A 14,325-nucleotide genomic window follows, 5' to 3' on the forward strand; every position below is an offset into this window, starting at 1 on the left:
CTCCCGCCCCTCGACCTGACCCAGGCGAGCCTCCGCTCCACCGTCATCCTCGATCGGGACCGCCATCTCCTGCGCCCCTTCGCCACCGCCGATGGGCGCTGGCGGCTGCCGGTGACGGGGGCGGATGTCGATCCGCGCATGCTCGCCATGCTGAAGGCCTACGAGGACCGGCGCTTTGCCGACCATCCCGGCATCGACCCCGCCGCGACCCTGCGTGCCGCGTGGCAATGGCTCCGGCACGGCAGAATCGTCTCCGGGGGCTCCACCCTGTCGATGCAGGTGGCTCGCCTCGTGGAGCCGCGGCCCGAACGCTCGCTCAGCGCCAAGCTCCGGCAGATGGTGCGGGCGGTCCAGCTGGAACGCCGGTTGGGGAAGGACGGCGTTCTCGACCTCTACCTCGCGCTCGCGCCCTATGGCGGCCCGGTGGAGGGCTTGCGGGCGGCGAGCTTCGCCTATTTCGGGCGCGAGCCCGCCCGGCTCTCCTTCGCCGAATCCGCCCTCCTCGTCGGCCTGCCCCAGGCGCCCGAGGTGCGCCGGCCGGATCGTTACCCCGCCCGCGCGCGTCAGGCGCGCGACAGGGTCCTCGACATCGCCGCCGCGCGCGGGGTCATCACGTCCGCCGAGGCGAAAACCGCCAAGGCCGAACCGGTGCCGGACCAGCGAAAGCCCTTCCCGATGCTGGCGGCCCATGCGGCGGAAGCGGCTCTGGCGGCCGATCCCGACGCGCGGGTCCAGCGCCTCTCGCTCGACGGGCGATTGCAGGCGAGCCTCGAACGGCTGGCCGCCGAGCGCGCCGCCGCCATGGGGCCGGGCATCTCTGCGGCGATCCTCGCCATCGACAACCGCACCGGCGCGGTGATCGCGCAGGTGGGGAGCGCCGGCTATCTCGATGCCAGCCGCTCCGGCGCCATCGACATGACGGGGGCGATCCGTTCGCCCGGCTCGGCCCTCAAGCCGTTCATCTACGCGCTGGCCTTCGAGAACGGCATCGCCCATCCCGAGACCCTCCTCGACGACCGGCCGGTGCGCTTCGCCGGCTCCTACGCGCCGGAGAATTTCGATCTCAGCTACCAGGGCACCGTCACGGCGCGGCGCGCGCTCCAGCTTTCTCTGAACGTGCCGGCGGTGGACCTGCTGGAGGCGGTGGGCGCCGCCCGCTTCATCGCCCGCCTGCGCGGCGCGGGCGCGCGGATCGACCTGCCGCGCGACACGGCACCCGGCCTGCCGGTGGCTCTGGGCGGCCTCGGCATCACCCTCACCGACCTCGCCCGGCTGTTCTCCGGCCTCGCCCGGGGTGGCTCGGTGCCCGACCTGATCCGCCGCCTCGACGGGCCGGCCGCATCGCCCCCGCCGGAGTTGCGCGTCACCGAGCCGGTGTCCGCCTGGTACGTCGCCGATACCCTGCGCGGGGCGCCCCCGCCGGAGAACGCGCTGCCGAACCGGATCGCGTTCAAGACCGGCACCTCCTACGGTTATCGCGATGCCCTGGCGGTGGGGTTCGACCGGCGCGTCACCATCGCGGTCTGGGTCGGGCGGCCGGACGGCAACGCCGTGCCGGGTCTCGTCGGCCGCGTGGTCGCGGCGCCGATCCTGTTCGACGCGTTCTCGCGCTTCGGCGGCGAGCCCGATTCCGTGCCGATGCCCCGCGACGCCCTGGTGACCACCACCGCCGGCCTGCCGCCGCCCCTGCGCCACATCCGCAAGGACGTGCCCAAGACCCTCTCGGCGGCTCTGGGCTCGGCCCTCAAGATCGCCTACCCGCCGGATGGGGCGCGGATCGATCTCGGCCTCGCCGAGCCAGGCCCCGCGCCGAGCCTCGCCCTCAAGGCGCTGGGCGGGGTGCCGCCCCTCACCTGGATGGTCAATAGCCTGCCGGTGGCCGAGAGCGCCCGGCGCCAGTCGGAATGGGCACCGGACGGCGCGGGCTTCGCCAGGATTTCGGTGATGGACGCGTCGGGGGCCAGCGACAGCGTGGTGGTGAGGCTGGAGTGAGGGGCCGGCCCCTTTTCCCTAACCGGGCAGGACGACAACCTTCGTCTTCACCGGCGTCCGCGAATACAGGTGGATCATGTCCTGGCTGAGCAGGCCGACACATCCGCTCGTAATGCCCGAGCCGATCGAGTCGGGCTCGCTCGAGGCGTAGATCGTGTAGAGCGTGTAGGCGCCGTTCTGGTAGAGGTGGAGCGTGCGGGCGCCGAGAGGGTTGTCGAGGCCGCCCGGCATGCCGCGGGCGTATTTGGCCACCTCGGGCTGGCGCTGGATCATCTCCTTGGGCGGTGTCCAGGTCGCCCATTCGGACTTGCGGCCGACATAGGCGTCACCGCTCCACAGGAACCCGGCACGGCCGACATTGGCGCCGTAGCGGGTGGCGGCCCCATCCTCCTCGATGCGGTAGACATAGAAGTTGCCGGGGTCGACGATGATCGTGCCGGGCGCTTCCTTGGTTTCGTAGCGCACCGTCCGGCGATAGTATTTCGGGTCGACCTTCCTGATGTCGGTGGCCGGGATCGGGAATTTCTCGTCCGGCATCGGACCGTAGATCTTCGCCGCCTCGGCGAGGATCAGGCCGTCGGTCGTCGCGCAACCGGCGAGCCCCAGCGCGCCGAACCCGGCGGCCGAGCCGGCCAGGAACGAACGGCGGCTGAGACGCCCCGTCCTGCCACCGAGCCGGGCACTCTCGTCCATCCCGCCGGCAGCGGCCTTCCCAGCGTCCATCGTCATGATTCCGGACTTTCCTGTCCTGTGGCCCGACGGCACAACGCTCCGGCGAACGAGCTGCCTGCCAAGCTGAGTTAACCGACCCCCGACTTGACTGGCAAGCTCGGCACTTCCTCTCTATCCATCCTCTCGAAGCAAGGGGTGGCTCCTGCAACGGCGGCGATCCTCGCGTGCGGCACGTCACGCCCAAGGCGCGCGAATTCGTATGTCCTCCGGCTCGGCCAAGCTTCCGAGCGGCCGAGTGATTCGACGGACGAAGGGGCGGCGGACATGAATGAGGATCGGACATGAGCGGCAGCATGGTCCCGGCGACCGATCCCCTCGCCGTCGCGGAAGCGGCCCTGGCCGACGTCGCTTCATCCCTCGAACCGGCGAGCGCACAACGCCTGCCGCTGGCCCTCAAGCTCGCCTATACGGCCTTCATGGCGGTGCTCGTGCCCGTCTACTGGAGCTGGTACGGGCCGACCAACTTCCTCTATTTCTGCGACGTCGCCCTGCTGCTCACCCTGGTGGGCATCTGGCGGGAGAGCCCGCTCCTCGTCTCCATGCCGACGGTGGGCATCCTGGCGCCGCAGATCCTGTGGGTGGCGGATTTCGTCGCCGAACTCGTGGGCGTGCCGCTCACCGGCATGACCGCCTACATGTTCAAGGCCGAGAACCCGCTGTTCCTGCGCGGGCTCTCGCTGTTCCACGGCTGGCTGCCGTTCCTGCTCGTCTACCTGGTCTGGCGCCTCGGCTACGACCGGCGCGCCTGGGCGGCGTGGTCCGGCCTCGCCATCGCCGTGTTGCTGGTGTGCTTCTTCCTGATGCCCGGGCCGCGCCCCGATGCCGGGCTCACGCCCGTGAACATCAACTACGTCTGGGGCATGAGCGACGCCGTCGCACAGACGATGATGCCGGCCTGGGCCTGGTTCACGAGCCTTCTCGTCGTCATCCCCCTCGTCCTGTGCGGGACGACCCATCTCGTCCTGCGCTGGCTCATGCCGGCGCCGGCCAGGCGGTAGAGCCCCATTAGCTCCCGGATTTCCGCACGGCGTCGGAGACGGTGATGGGCTTGGGCAGCAGACCGAGGCGGTGGAACGTATCGGCCACCTTCTGCTGATCGGCGATCACGGCCGCGTCCAGCGGAGTCACGCCGTAGGTCAGGCGCTTGAGGGCCACGGTGAGGACCGGCGCCGGGATGCCGATGGCGGGGGCCAGTTCGGCGGCCACCGCGTCGGTGTTGTCCTTGGCCCAGGCGTCGATCTCGCCGATCGCGGCGAGGGTGGTATCGAGCGCCTCCTTGTTCGCGTCGGAGAACCGGCGCGTCGACAGGTAGAACTGCCGGTTCGGCACGATGTCGGTGCCGTTGACGAGGGTCCGCGCGCCGGTGGTCCGCTCGCCCGAGGCGAGGAAGGGGTCCCAGATCACCCAGGCATCGACGGCGCCGCGCGAGAAGGCCGCGACCGCGTCGCCGGGCGCGAGGAAGACCGGCGTCACCGCCTCGTAGGGCACGCCGGCCTTGGCCAGGGCCTCGACCAGGAAGTAATGGACGTTCGAGCCCTTGTTCAAGGCGATCTTCTTGCCGCGCAGATCGGCGACGGTCTTGATCGGGCTGTCCTTGGCGACGAGGATCGCCTCGCCCAACGGAGCCGCCGGCTCGTGGGCGACGTAGAGGAAATCCGGGTTGTTGGCCTGCCCGAAGATCGGCGGCGCCTCCCCGGCCGAGCCGAGATCGATGGCCCCGGCATTCAACGCCTCCAGCAGCGGTGGCCCCGAGGGAAACTCGGCCCAACTCACCCGGTAGCCGAGCGGCGCCAGCTTCTTCTCCAGCAGGCCCTTGCCCTTGAGCAGGACCAGCGTGCCGTATTTCTGGTAGCCGATGCGGATGACCTTGTCCTCGGCGCGCGCCAGCAGCGTACCGAGGATCAGGAACGCGAGGGCGGTGAGGAAGGCGAGGGTCGTCTGCCGAGGCGGGGAGAGGGTGCGCGCGGTGGAACGGGGCATGGAATGTCCTCGTACAGCGTTTGGAACAGGTGTCCGGTGAGAGCGCCGCCTCTCCCCGCGGGCGGGGAGAACACCGGATGCACCTTGTCGTGCATCCGGTGAGTGCAGGCGAAGCCGGAACGAGGGTGAGGGGGACTCACCGGAAAAACCTCCTTCGGCGTCAGCCCCTTACCGTCGGCTGCCGCCTCGCCGCGAAGTCGACGGAGTCGTCGCGGCCCTGTCCCCGCGAGCGGGGAGAGGCGATGCTCTCCCTCAATGCGCCGCGATGCGGCGGCTGGGGACGATGTCGTTGGCGATGACTTCGCCGAACGGGCCGTTGTTGCGGGCGTTGCTCGGGGGAACGCCGGTGGTGGCGCGAAGCGGCAGCTTCGGGAAGACGAGTTCGGCGAAGCGGTAGGCTTCTTCCAGATGCGGGTAGCCGGAGAGGATGAAGCGATCGATCCCGAGATCGATGTATTCCTTCATCCGGTCCGCCACCTGATCGGCCGAGCCGACGAGCGCCGTGCCGGCGCCGCCGCGCACGAGGCCGACGCCGGCCCAGAGGTTGGGCGAGACTTCGAGCTTCGAGCGGTCGCCGCCATGCAGCGCCATCATCCGGCTCTGGCCCACGGAATCCTGGCGCTTGAGAGTGGCCTGCGCCCGCGCGATGGTCTCGTCGTCGAGGCGCGAGATCAGGCTCTCGGCCGCCGCCCAGGCCTCGCCCTCGGTCTCGCGGACGATGACGTGGAGGCGGATGCCGTAGGAGAAGGTCTTGCCCTTGCGGTCGGCGGCTTCCTTCGCCTTAGCGATCTTCTCGGCGACGCCCGCCGGAGGCTCGCCCCAGGTCAGGTAGACTTCGCAATGCTCGGCCGCGACTTCGATGCCGGCCGGCGAGGAGCCGCCGAAATACAGCGGCGGATAGGGCTTCTGGACCGGCGGGAAGATGAGCCGGCCATCCTCCACCTTGAGATGCTTGCCTTCGTAATTTACCGTCTCGCCGGACATCAGCCCGCGCCAGACATGCAGGAACTCGTCGGTGACGACGTAGCGCTCGTCATGATCGAGGAAGACGCCGTCGCCGCGCAGCTCCACCGGATCGCCGCCGGTGACGACGTTGATGAGGAGGCGCCCGTCCGAAATCCGGTCCAGGGTCGCGGCCATGCGCGCGGCCATGGACGGCTCCTGCAGGCCGGGACGCACCGCCACGAGGAAGCGCAGGCGCTTCGTCAGGGCGGCGAGAGCCGAGGCGATGACCCAGGAATCCTCGCAGGAACGGCCGGTGGGCAGCAGCACGCCGTAATAGCCGAGTTCATCGGCGGCCTGCGCGATCTGGCGGAGATAGGCCAGCGACACGTCGCGGGCGCCTTCCTGCGCGCCGAGGTAGCGGCCGTCGCCATGGGTGGGAAGGAACCAGAGGACGTCGGTCTCTGCGGTCATGGGATGCTCCTGATGTTGTGCCGGTGGAATCGCGCTCGTCCGGGGATCAGACCGGGGCACGGTCCTTCAGCAGATGGTCGAGGATACGGCCTTCCAGCCGCGCGAGTTCGGGGTCGCCGCGCCGGCGCGGGCGGGGCACGTCCACGGTCAGGTCGAGGGCGACGCGGCCCTCCTCCACCACGAGGATGCGGTCGGCCATGGCCGCCGCCTCGGCGACGTCGTGGGTGACGAGGATGGCGGTGAAGCCCTGGTTGCGCCAGATCCGCTCGATCATGTCCTGCATGTCGATGCGCGTCAGGGCGTCCAGCGCGCCGAGGGGCTCGTCCAGGGCGAGCAGGCCCGGCCGGCTGACGAGGGCGCGCGCCAGGGCGACGCGCTGGCGCTGGCCGCCGGATAGGGTCGCCGGCCAGTTGCCGGCCTTGTCGGTGAGGCCGACCTCGGCCAGCACGGCCGCCGCCCGCTCGCGCCGTTCCTGGCGCCGCCCGGCCCCGCCGAGCCCTACGGCGACGTTGTCGACGACCCTGGCCCAGGGCAGCAGGCGCGGCTCCTGGAACATGATGCGCTTCGTGGCCGAGCGCGCACCGGGGTTCTCCAGGTCGATACGCCCGGCGCTCGGCTGTTCGAGCCCGAGGATCAGGCGCAGCAAGGTGCTCTTGCCGCAGCCCGAGCGGCCGACGATGGCCACGAACTGGCCCGCCGGGATGTGCAGGTCGAGCCCCTCGATCACCTGATGGCCGTCGAAGGATTTCGACAGGCCGCGCAGGGTGACGGCGACCCCCGTGCCCGTGACGGGCGCGGGGCGCGTGGCCTGGCGGGCCTGGGGCGCGACGGGAACCTCGCGGGGCGGCGCGAGGGCGGCGTCGGGCGCGCGCAGCAGGGTGGAGGCGGTCATGGACGTCGTCCGTGGGGTTGATCGAAGAACGGGGGCATGTCGCGATGCCCCTCAGATGTTCCGGTAGGCCGGGTTCCAGGCGAGGAACGAACGCTCCAGCAGCCGGGTCAGGGTGTCGGCGATCTTGCCGAGGAGGGCGTAGATGACGATGGCCAGCACCACCACGTCCACCAGCATGAACTCGCGCGCCTGCATCGCCATGTAGCCGAGGCCGGACGAGGCCGAGATCGTCTCGGCGACGATGAGCGTGAGCCACATAATGCCGAGCGCGTAGCGCAGGCCGACGAAGATCGATGGCAGCGCCCCGGGCAGCACCACCCGCAGGAACAGGGTGGTGGGCGACATGCCGTAGACCCGGCCCATCTCCACCAGTTGCGGATCCACCGAGCGGATGCCGTGCAGGGTATTGGCGTAGATCGGGAAGAACACGCCGATGGCCACGAGGAAGAGCTTGGCCTCCTCGTCGATGCCGAACCACAGGATCACCAGGGGGATCAGCGACAGGTGCGGGATGTTGCGCACCATCTGCAAGGTCGTGTCGGTGAGCTTCTCTGAAAGCTGCGACAGGCCGTTGGCGAGGCCGAGGGCGAAGCCGATGCTGCCGCCGATGAGGAAGCCGACGGCCGCCCGCAGGAAGCTGATCCAGAGGTTGGTCCAGAGTTCACCGGTCTTGCTCGCCTGCCAGCCCGCGGCGATCACGTCCGAGGGGGCGGGCATGAAACGGGTGGAGACGAGGCCGGTGGAGGCCGCGGCCTGCCAGCCGGCGATGATCGCCACCGGCACGAGCCAGGGCGTCAGGCGGCCGAGGATGTCGGAACCGAGGGTTGTCTGCCGTGACATGTGTCCAGCCCTTGCTGACTGAGGCTCTGTAGGAGGCGCCGATCTCGGCGCCGTCGGGTGCATCGCCCGGCCGGCGCCCCCGGTCGTCCGAGCGGGCTATCGGTTCGGAGCGGCGAAGGCGGTGGCCGGCGCGGCCTCGAACGAAGCCGAGGGCTTCGCCCGTGCGCCGAGCAGCGCGGCGAGCTGGGCCGCAGCATCGGAAACGCGGCCCCGCACGCCCTCGTCGACGAGGACGCCGTCGGAGAAGTCCGCGTCGCTGCCATAGACCGAGGTCGGGACGGTCTGCGCGCTGAAGAAGCCGAAGAGGGGCCGCAGGGAATGCTCGACGACGAGGGCGTGCCGCGCGCCCCCGCCGGTGGCCGAGAGCACGACGGGCTTGCCCGCCAGGGCCGCCGGATCGACGAAGTCGAACAGGTGCTTGAACAGGCCGGTATAGGCGCCCTTGTAGACCGGCGTTCCGACGATGAGCGCGTCCGCGTTCTCGATCGCCTCCAGGATGCGCCGAGCGGGCAGCGAGAGCTGGTCGCGCGACCAGGCCGCGCCGAGGCCGGTCCCGGCATCGACCACGTCGAACAGGCGGATGTCGGCGCGCAGCCGCGCGCCGGTCGCCTCGGCCACGGCTTCGACCAGCGCCCGCGTCTTCGAGGGACGCTGCAGGTTGGCGCTGAAGCCGACGATGCGCGGAAGCGGGCCTGAGAAAGAGCTGCCTTGAAGGGACATCGAGCGCCTACCGATCGGGTACGGGAATGCGCCGGGGACTTTGATCCGAACGCGCCGTCCAGTCATGGCGGGCCGTCCGGTCATGGAATGCCCCTCGGCATCGTTACCGAAATGTGATGGCAGCGGCGATCCGGGTCAACGAAACGTGCTTTTAAAAGAACGAGGCATGGGAGATCGGTCTTCGGCAAGATGTCCCCGTAGGAGATGAAACTTTCGACTTGGCAATTTCATGCAGAATCACGGCCCATCGACGGGTCCGCCCTGGAAGAACGCTCCACCTGAACCGGACAGGGTTCGGCAAACCGAACGCCGCGAGGCGCTAGACCAATGCGTCGCCATGGCTCGATTGCAGGACGATGGGCTGGAAGGCCCGCAGGAGCGGCATGTCGAGCTTGCCCGTCATGCCGAGCATGATCGCATGGGCCTCGGCATGCGGGAGCGGATTGCGATAGGCCCGCCGCTCGGTGAGGGCCGAGTGGATGTCGCAGATCGTCACGAGGCGGACGAGATCCGGAATCGCATCGCCGGTGAGGCCGGCCGGGTAGCCGCTGCCGTCGAGCATCTCGTGATGATGCCGGACCACGTCGAGCATGGCGGCATCGAACCCCTCCTGCCTGGCGAGCATGTCGGCACCGGCGGCGGCATGGGTGCGCATGGTCGCCATCTCGGCCGAGGTCAGCGCACCGGGCTTGTTGAGGATGGCCAGAGGAATCTTCGATTTGCCGATATCGTGCAGCAACGCGGCTTTCGCGAGGCGCTTCCGGTCGGCCCGGGGAATTTTGAGGTGGAAGCCGAAGGCCGCGGCAAAGCCGGCGACGCTGAGGGAGTGCTGGTAGAGGAGTTCGTCGTAGCGTCCGATCACCTCGAGCCACGCGCGGATGCCACCCTCGGAAACGGCCTCCAGAATGACGTCGGTTCCCGCATCGGCCTCCTCCGAGGAGATCGGCCGATCGGCTTGCGCCGCATGGAACAGGTCCGCCACCACGGAGCAGGCGCGGTGCGCCCTGCCTTCCAATGCGGCGGTCTCGCCGGCGTGACGCGTGCGCAGCTTCTCGCCGGCATCGATGAGGCTGAACAGGAGGGAGAGAATGGTCGGGCGCGGGGTATCGGCCGCCGTGACGCGCAGGGCCGGATTCGCCCTGTCCGGGATGTGGGCGGGCGCATTCGTGAGAACGAGGCAGGGCACGCGCATCGCCAGGAGACGGACCACCCAGGCCGCCGCTACGCCGTCACGGGGATCCAGATCGATGACGGCGACGACGGGCAGGATGGCGGGAGCCGACTGGTCCCCGAGAACGCTGCGGCAGGGCATGATGGTGGTGATGGCGCGCGCCAGCAGTCTCACCCGGTCCGGTCGATCCGATACGATGAGGACGGACTTGTCTTGTGTCACGATCCGATCCGCTTCAGACCGGCAAGGTCTGGGTTCGTGCCCAAACACAGGCGCGCTCGCGAGTTTTACAGAAACAAATCCCTATAAATTGTTTCTTTTCGCAGAACGAACCCGATGCCGTCCGATCTATCATCGACACCTTGGACCGAGATAGTTCTCCTGTCGGAACCATGGCGCGGGGTCGTCCAATCCTGTCGTCCTGGTTAACCGGATGGAATGGAATTTGCTCGCACTCCGCCAGATTGCGAGGCGGTAACTCTCTGTAGAGGCCTTTGGGTTAGTGCTGTCGGGCAGTGAAGGTGGGCGCTCACCGTGCGGCACCTTCCGCCATCGGGAGGAGGATGCTGTGCTCGCGCGGGACTTCAAATCCTTCTTCGAGACATCGAAGCGTAACGGTATCATCCTGTCGTTCGGCGGCGACATCTCGGAGAACGTGCTGTTTTCCCTCGGCGAAGTCCTGAAGCTTCGGATGATCCAGGGTGAGACGGACGCGACCATCGCCAAGCGGGTGTTCTCGATCTTCGTCGAGCAGGCCCAGAACATCATTCGTTACTCGGCCGACAAGCTCCCCGGGGACAAGGCGTCCTGCGGCATGATCAGTGCGGGGATGATCGTGGTCGGCGTCGAGAACGCGCGCTTCTTCGTCGTGTGCGGCAACGAGGTTCCCAAGGCCGATGCCGCCGTTCTGCATGAGCGATTGGACCACATTGCCGGCATGTCCAGCGAAGAACTCAAGCGTTTCTACCGCGAGAAACTGCGCCAGCCCCCCGACGAGGGCAGCCTCGGAGGGAGCATCGGCCTGATCGAGATCGCTCGCCGGTCGAGTGCTCCCGTCGAGTTCGATTTTCACGATCTCGGCGACGAGCGCAGTCTGTTCTGCCTCAAAGCCTATATCTGACGGCGCCCCGGCGATGGACCGCATTCAAATTCCGGCGACCGCCCGATCCCCCGAGGTGGATTTCGACTTCGGAGCCGGCCGTTTCAGGCTGAGCGGCGAATCGTATCCGGAGGATGCCGCGGCCTTCTTCGGCCCCCTGCTCCAGTCCCTGCGGTCCTACCTCGCCCTGTCGGGTCCGGAACCGATCGTGTTCGAGGTCGCCCTCGTCTATTTCAACAGTTCCAGCGCCAAGGGACTGATGAACCTGTTCATGCCCCTCGAGGCCGCAGCCGGCGAAGGCCGTGGCGTCACCATCCGCTGGCTCTACGCCGAGGGCGACGAGACCATCGCCGAGGCCGGGGAGGATTTCGCCTCCGACTTTTCCCATGCACGTTTCGATCTCGTCGAGACCTCGCAGGCGGGGAACTGACACGGATGAAGGCCAAGCCCGGGGTCGTTCCGCCAACCGACCATCCCCCCGTCGTCGGCGACGCGTTCAGTCTGTACGATACCGAGGAAGCGGTCCTGGGGAAGACCGATGGGATGCTGGCGGGGCTCGCGCAGGTCGCGGGCGGCGTCCAGCAACTCGCCGAAGCCTACCGGCGCAGTTATCGCGAGCAGCGCCGCCTCGTGAGGATGAGCGACCGGATGCAGCTCGACCTGCAGAAGGCGAATCACCGCCTCGCCGAGCAGCAACGCGACCTACAGGCCCTCAACGAGGCGCTGTCCGGCGAGATCGAGCATCGGACCCGGCTCGAAGCGAAGCTGAGGCATCTGGCCGATACCGACGACCTCACCGGCGCGGTGAGCCGTCGCCGTTTCATGGAGATCAGCCAGCGTGAATGGCTGCGATACGAGCGCGACCGGATTCCCGCCTGCCTCCTCATGGCGGATCTCGACCGGTTCAAGCGCCTCAACGACGAGTTCGGCCACGCCGCCGGAGACGCTGCCCTCGCCAGCTTCGTCGAGACCTGCCGGAGGCGCCTGCGCAAGGTGGACGTGATCGGCCGCATGGGCGGCGAGGAATTCGCGATTCTGCTCACCGAGATCGGGGCCGATGCCGGGCTCACGGTGGCCGAAGACATCTGCCGCCTCGTCGGGGAAACCGGCGTGGCGTGGCCCGGAGGACCGCTGGCGCTCTCCGTCAGCATCGGCATCGCCGCCATCGAGGGAACCGAGACCTTCGAGCAGACTCTGGGCCGGGCCGATGCTGCGCTCTATGCGGCCAAACATGCCGGACGGGGCTGTGTCCGCCCGTCCCGCGGCCCGTCCGCGGACGGACCGCCGCCATGACGTTCGATCCTGCGGCCGAGGGGGCAACGCCCGCCGTCGCCTCCCCCACCCGCAAGCGCTCCTTGAGGGGAGGCGGTCCCCTGCGCGGCGACGACTTCCTGGAACTGGCCGGTTTCACCGACGTATCGACATCCGCGCCCGGTACGATGCGGCCGGGCGCCCTGCGCGGTTCGGCCCGCGGGCGCGACCTCGACAGTCTGGCGCACACCCTGTTCCTGCGGATCTACCCGGTGATCGCCATCGTGGTGCTGGCGACGCAGGTCGGCATCGCCTGGGTGAACTACAACGACAGTCTCAGGCTCTATACCGAACGGGCGAACCTTCTCGTCGCCCTCACCGCCCAGGCCATCGCCCGACCCGATTGGAGCGAGCGGCCGGACGTCTACACGACCCAGGTCCAGGCCCTGACCCTCGATCCGGCGTTCCGCTTCGTCCGTGCCTGGAACGCGGAGGGCGGCCTGGTGATGTCCATCGGCGAGATGCCGGGGGGACGCGGCATCGAGCTCATCCGGGCCTCCACCGCCATCACCCTGGCGGGCCAGGCGAAGCCCGTGGGAAGCCTGACGCTGGGACTTTCCACCGAAGCCCTGCGCGCCAATGCGGAGAAGCAGGCGCTCCTGGCGGTCGGGGCAAGCCTGGTGCTGATGCTCGCCTTCGTGCTGACCCTGCATGCCAACGTGCGCAAGCACGTCCTCGCCCCCCTGAAGCGCCTGCTGCTCGCCATGCGCGAGGTCGAGCACAAGCGCTGGTCGACGGTGGCGTTCGACGGCGCCATACGGGCCAGCAACGAGATCGACGTGATCTCCTCGGCCTTCAACCGCATGGTGGAGGGCCTGCGCGCCGGCGACGAGGCGAAGCAGCTCCTCTCCGACCTCGAACTCGCCCATGCCAAGCTCGCCGACGCCAACCACCAGGTCATGGAGAGCATCGGCTACGCCCGTCGCATCCAGACCTCCGTCCTGCCCGACCGGATGGCGCTGGCCGGTGCGGGCCTCGATGTCGCCGTGCTGTGGGAGCCGCTGCATCAGGTCGGCGGCGACTATTTCTGGCTGGAACGCCTCGGTGACGTCAGCATCATCGTCGTGGCCGATTGCACCGGCCACGGCGTACCGGGCGCGTTCATCACGCTCATCGTCGCCACCGCCCTCGACCGCGTGCTGCACGAGCGCGGCCTTCGCTCGCCGGCCGAGATCCTGACGGTCCTCGACGAGATGGTCCGCGCCCAGCTGCGCCAGGACGGGCGCGGTTCGGATTCCGATGACGGGCTCGATTGCGGCCTGTGCATCTGGGACCCGGAGGCACGGCGCCTGACCTTCGCCGGCGCCGGCCTGTCGCTCACCACCGTCACGGATGCGGGGGTGACCCGGATCAGGGGGGCCAAGCGGGGACTCGGTTATCCGCGCCAGGGGAGCGAGAGCTTCAGCACCGGGAACGTCATCCTGGATGTGGCGCCGGGCGACACCTTCTACCTGATGACCGACGGCATCACCGACCAGATGGGTATTCACGGTACGCAGCGGCGATTGCTCGGGTATCGCGGTGTCGCGGATATCCTCCTGCGCACCCGCGGGGAGGAACTCGGCCGGCAGATCGGGACACTGGAAACCGAGCTCGCCGCCTATCGCGGCTCCGAGACACCCCGGGACGACATGACCCTGGTCGCGTTCCGCCCTAAACGACAGACGTGACCCACCACTCCGTGACCGAAACGATCGTCGCCCGGTGCGCTGGCACACGCTAAGCCCCACGACAATTCGGCACTATCCACGCCTGCCATTCGAGAGATCGCATCGCAACGCCTCAACCTTGCCGTCATGATGGACGAAGAGAGCTGGTATTCGGGGCGCGGTCTTCGTTTGCCTCTGCTGCGTTTCTACACATTCGAAAAGTCGAGATCGATCATGACACGCTTCCTTGCCGCGTCCGTCTGTCTGGGCCTGCTTGTCGCCATGCCCGTCCAGGCGCAGCCCTCCACCACGGCGCAGCAGCCGGCCCCCAAGCGCATGACCACCGCCATGGGTGTGACGAAGCCGCCGACCTCCACCTTCAACCGGGCCTCGACCGAAGGCGACATGCTCAAGGCGCAGAAGGTCTCCGCCGCCCGCGACAAGGCCTGGGACCGGAAGATGCGGACAACGATGGGTTCGATCTGCCTCGGCTGCTGAGATCCGAGCCCGCGAGGCTCGGTCG

At 68.7% G+C, this 14,325-nt stretch carries 14 protein-coding genes; 7 read left to right on the forward strand and 7 right to left on the reverse strand.

The window, feature by feature from the left end:
* Window positions 1-1,992, forward strand: a 1,992-nt coding sequence (gene pbpC / locus MBTS_RS11880; protein WP_192215749.1) for a penicillin-binding protein 1C, incomplete at its 5' end; no start/stop codon positions are given.
* 18 nt (window positions 1,993-2,010) lie between these two features.
* On the opposite strand, the gene MBTS_RS11885 is transcribed toward pbpC, so the two are convergent.
* Window positions 2,011-2,721 (reverse strand): L,D-transpeptidase family protein, encoded by a 711-nt coding sequence (locus tag MBTS_RS11885; protein ID WP_192215750.1) that lies wholly within the window; start codon window positions 2,719-2,721, stop codon window positions 2,011-2,013.
* A gap of 284 nt (window positions 2,722-3,005) precedes the next feature.
* Here MBTS_RS11885 and MBTS_RS11890 point away from each other — a divergent pair, with 284 nt between their 5' ends.
* Window positions 3,006-3,722: a hypothetical protein gene (locus MBTS_RS11890; RefSeq protein ID WP_187273524.1), complete on the forward strand. Its 717-nt coding sequence runs from the start codon at window positions 3,006-3,008 to the stop codon at window positions 3,720-3,722.
* Window positions 3,723-3,729: 7 nt separating this feature from the next.
* Here MBTS_RS11890 and MBTS_RS11895 read toward each other — a convergent pair whose 3' ends face one another.
* The 6 genes from MBTS_RS11895 to MBTS_RS11920 all read right to left on the reverse strand — a co-directional run bounded on the left by MBTS_RS11895 (window position 3,730) and on the right by MBTS_RS11920 (window position 9,965).
* On the reverse strand, window positions 3,730-4,704 hold the full coding sequence (locus MBTS_RS11895) for a sulfonate ABC transporter substrate-binding protein (RefSeq protein ID WP_192215751.1): 975 nt from the start codon (window positions 4,702-4,704) through the stop codon (window positions 3,730-3,732).
* A 252-nt stretch (window positions 4,705-4,956) separates the two neighbouring features.
* Window positions 4,957-6,120 carry an FMNH2-dependent alkanesulfonate monooxygenase gene (ssuD, locus tag MBTS_RS11900; protein ID WP_056143646.1) on the reverse strand — a complete coding sequence of 388 codons (1,164 nt, stop codon included), beginning with the start codon at window positions 6,118-6,120 and terminating at the stop codon, window positions 4,957-4,959.
* A gap of 46 nt (window positions 6,121-6,166) precedes the next feature.
* On the reverse strand, window positions 6,167-7,012 hold the full coding sequence (locus MBTS_RS11905; RefSeq protein WP_192215752.1) for an ATP-binding cassette domain-containing protein: 846 nt from the start codon (window positions 7,010-7,012) through the stop codon (window positions 6,167-6,169).
* A gap of 51 nt (window positions 7,013-7,063) precedes the next feature.
* A complete protein-coding gene (gene ssuC, locus MBTS_RS11910; protein ID WP_018046040.1) occupies window positions 7,064-7,852 on the reverse strand; it encodes an aliphatic sulfonate ABC transporter permease SsuC in 789 nt (262 codons plus the stop codon).
* A gap of 96 nt (window positions 7,853-7,948) precedes the next feature.
* Window positions 7,949-8,572 (reverse strand): FMN reductase, encoded by a 624-nt coding sequence (gene msuE, locus MBTS_RS11915; RefSeq protein ID WP_192215753.1) that lies wholly within the window; start codon window positions 8,570-8,572, stop codon window positions 7,949-7,951.
* A 319-nt stretch (window positions 8,573-8,891) separates the two neighbouring features.
* Window positions 8,892-9,965, reverse strand: coding sequence for an HD-GYP domain-containing protein (locus MBTS_RS11920; protein WP_308445004.1), 1,074 nt, complete (start codon window positions 9,963-9,965; stop codon window positions 8,892-8,894).
* Between the two features lie 346 nt (window positions 9,966-10,311).
* On the opposite strand from MBTS_RS11920, the gene MBTS_RS11925 reads away from it, so the two are divergent.
* The 5 genes from MBTS_RS11925 to MBTS_RS11945 all read left to right on the forward strand — a co-directional run bounded on the left by MBTS_RS11925 (window position 10,312) and on the right by MBTS_RS11945 (window position 14,300).
* Complete coding sequence (locus MBTS_RS11925) at window positions 10,312-10,863, forward strand: SiaB family protein kinase (protein WP_018046037.1); 552 nt, start codon at window positions 10,312-10,314, stop codon at window positions 10,861-10,863.
* Window positions 10,864-10,876: 13 nt separating this feature from the next.
* Window positions 10,877-11,272: a DUF1987 domain-containing protein gene (locus tag MBTS_RS11930; RefSeq protein ID WP_056143656.1), complete on the forward strand. Its 396-nt coding sequence runs from the start codon at window positions 10,877-10,879 to the stop codon at window positions 11,270-11,272.
* 5 nt (window positions 11,273-11,277) lie between these two features.
* Entirely contained in the window at window positions 11,278-12,135 is an 858-nt protein-coding gene (locus MBTS_RS11935; RefSeq protein WP_192215754.1) for a GGDEF domain-containing protein, read from the forward strand.
* Window positions 12,132-13,823, forward strand: coding sequence for a SpoIIE family protein phosphatase (locus MBTS_RS11940; protein WP_192215755.1), 1,692 nt, complete (start codon window positions 12,132-12,134; stop codon window positions 13,821-13,823). Before MBTS_RS11935 ends, MBTS_RS11940 begins: the two co-directional genes overlap by 4 nt.
* Window positions 13,824-14,036: 213 nt before the next feature.
* A complete protein-coding gene (locus tag MBTS_RS11945; protein WP_043765043.1) occupies window positions 14,037-14,300 on the forward strand; it encodes a hypothetical protein in 264 nt (87 codons plus the stop codon).
* The last annotated feature ends 25 nt before the right edge of the window (window positions 14,301-14,325 follow it).

The sequence above is a fragment of the Methylobacterium bullatum genome, assembly GCF_014845095.1.
Lineage (GTDB): Bacteria > Pseudomonadota > Alphaproteobacteria > Rhizobiales > Beijerinckiaceae > Methylobacterium > Methylobacterium bullatum.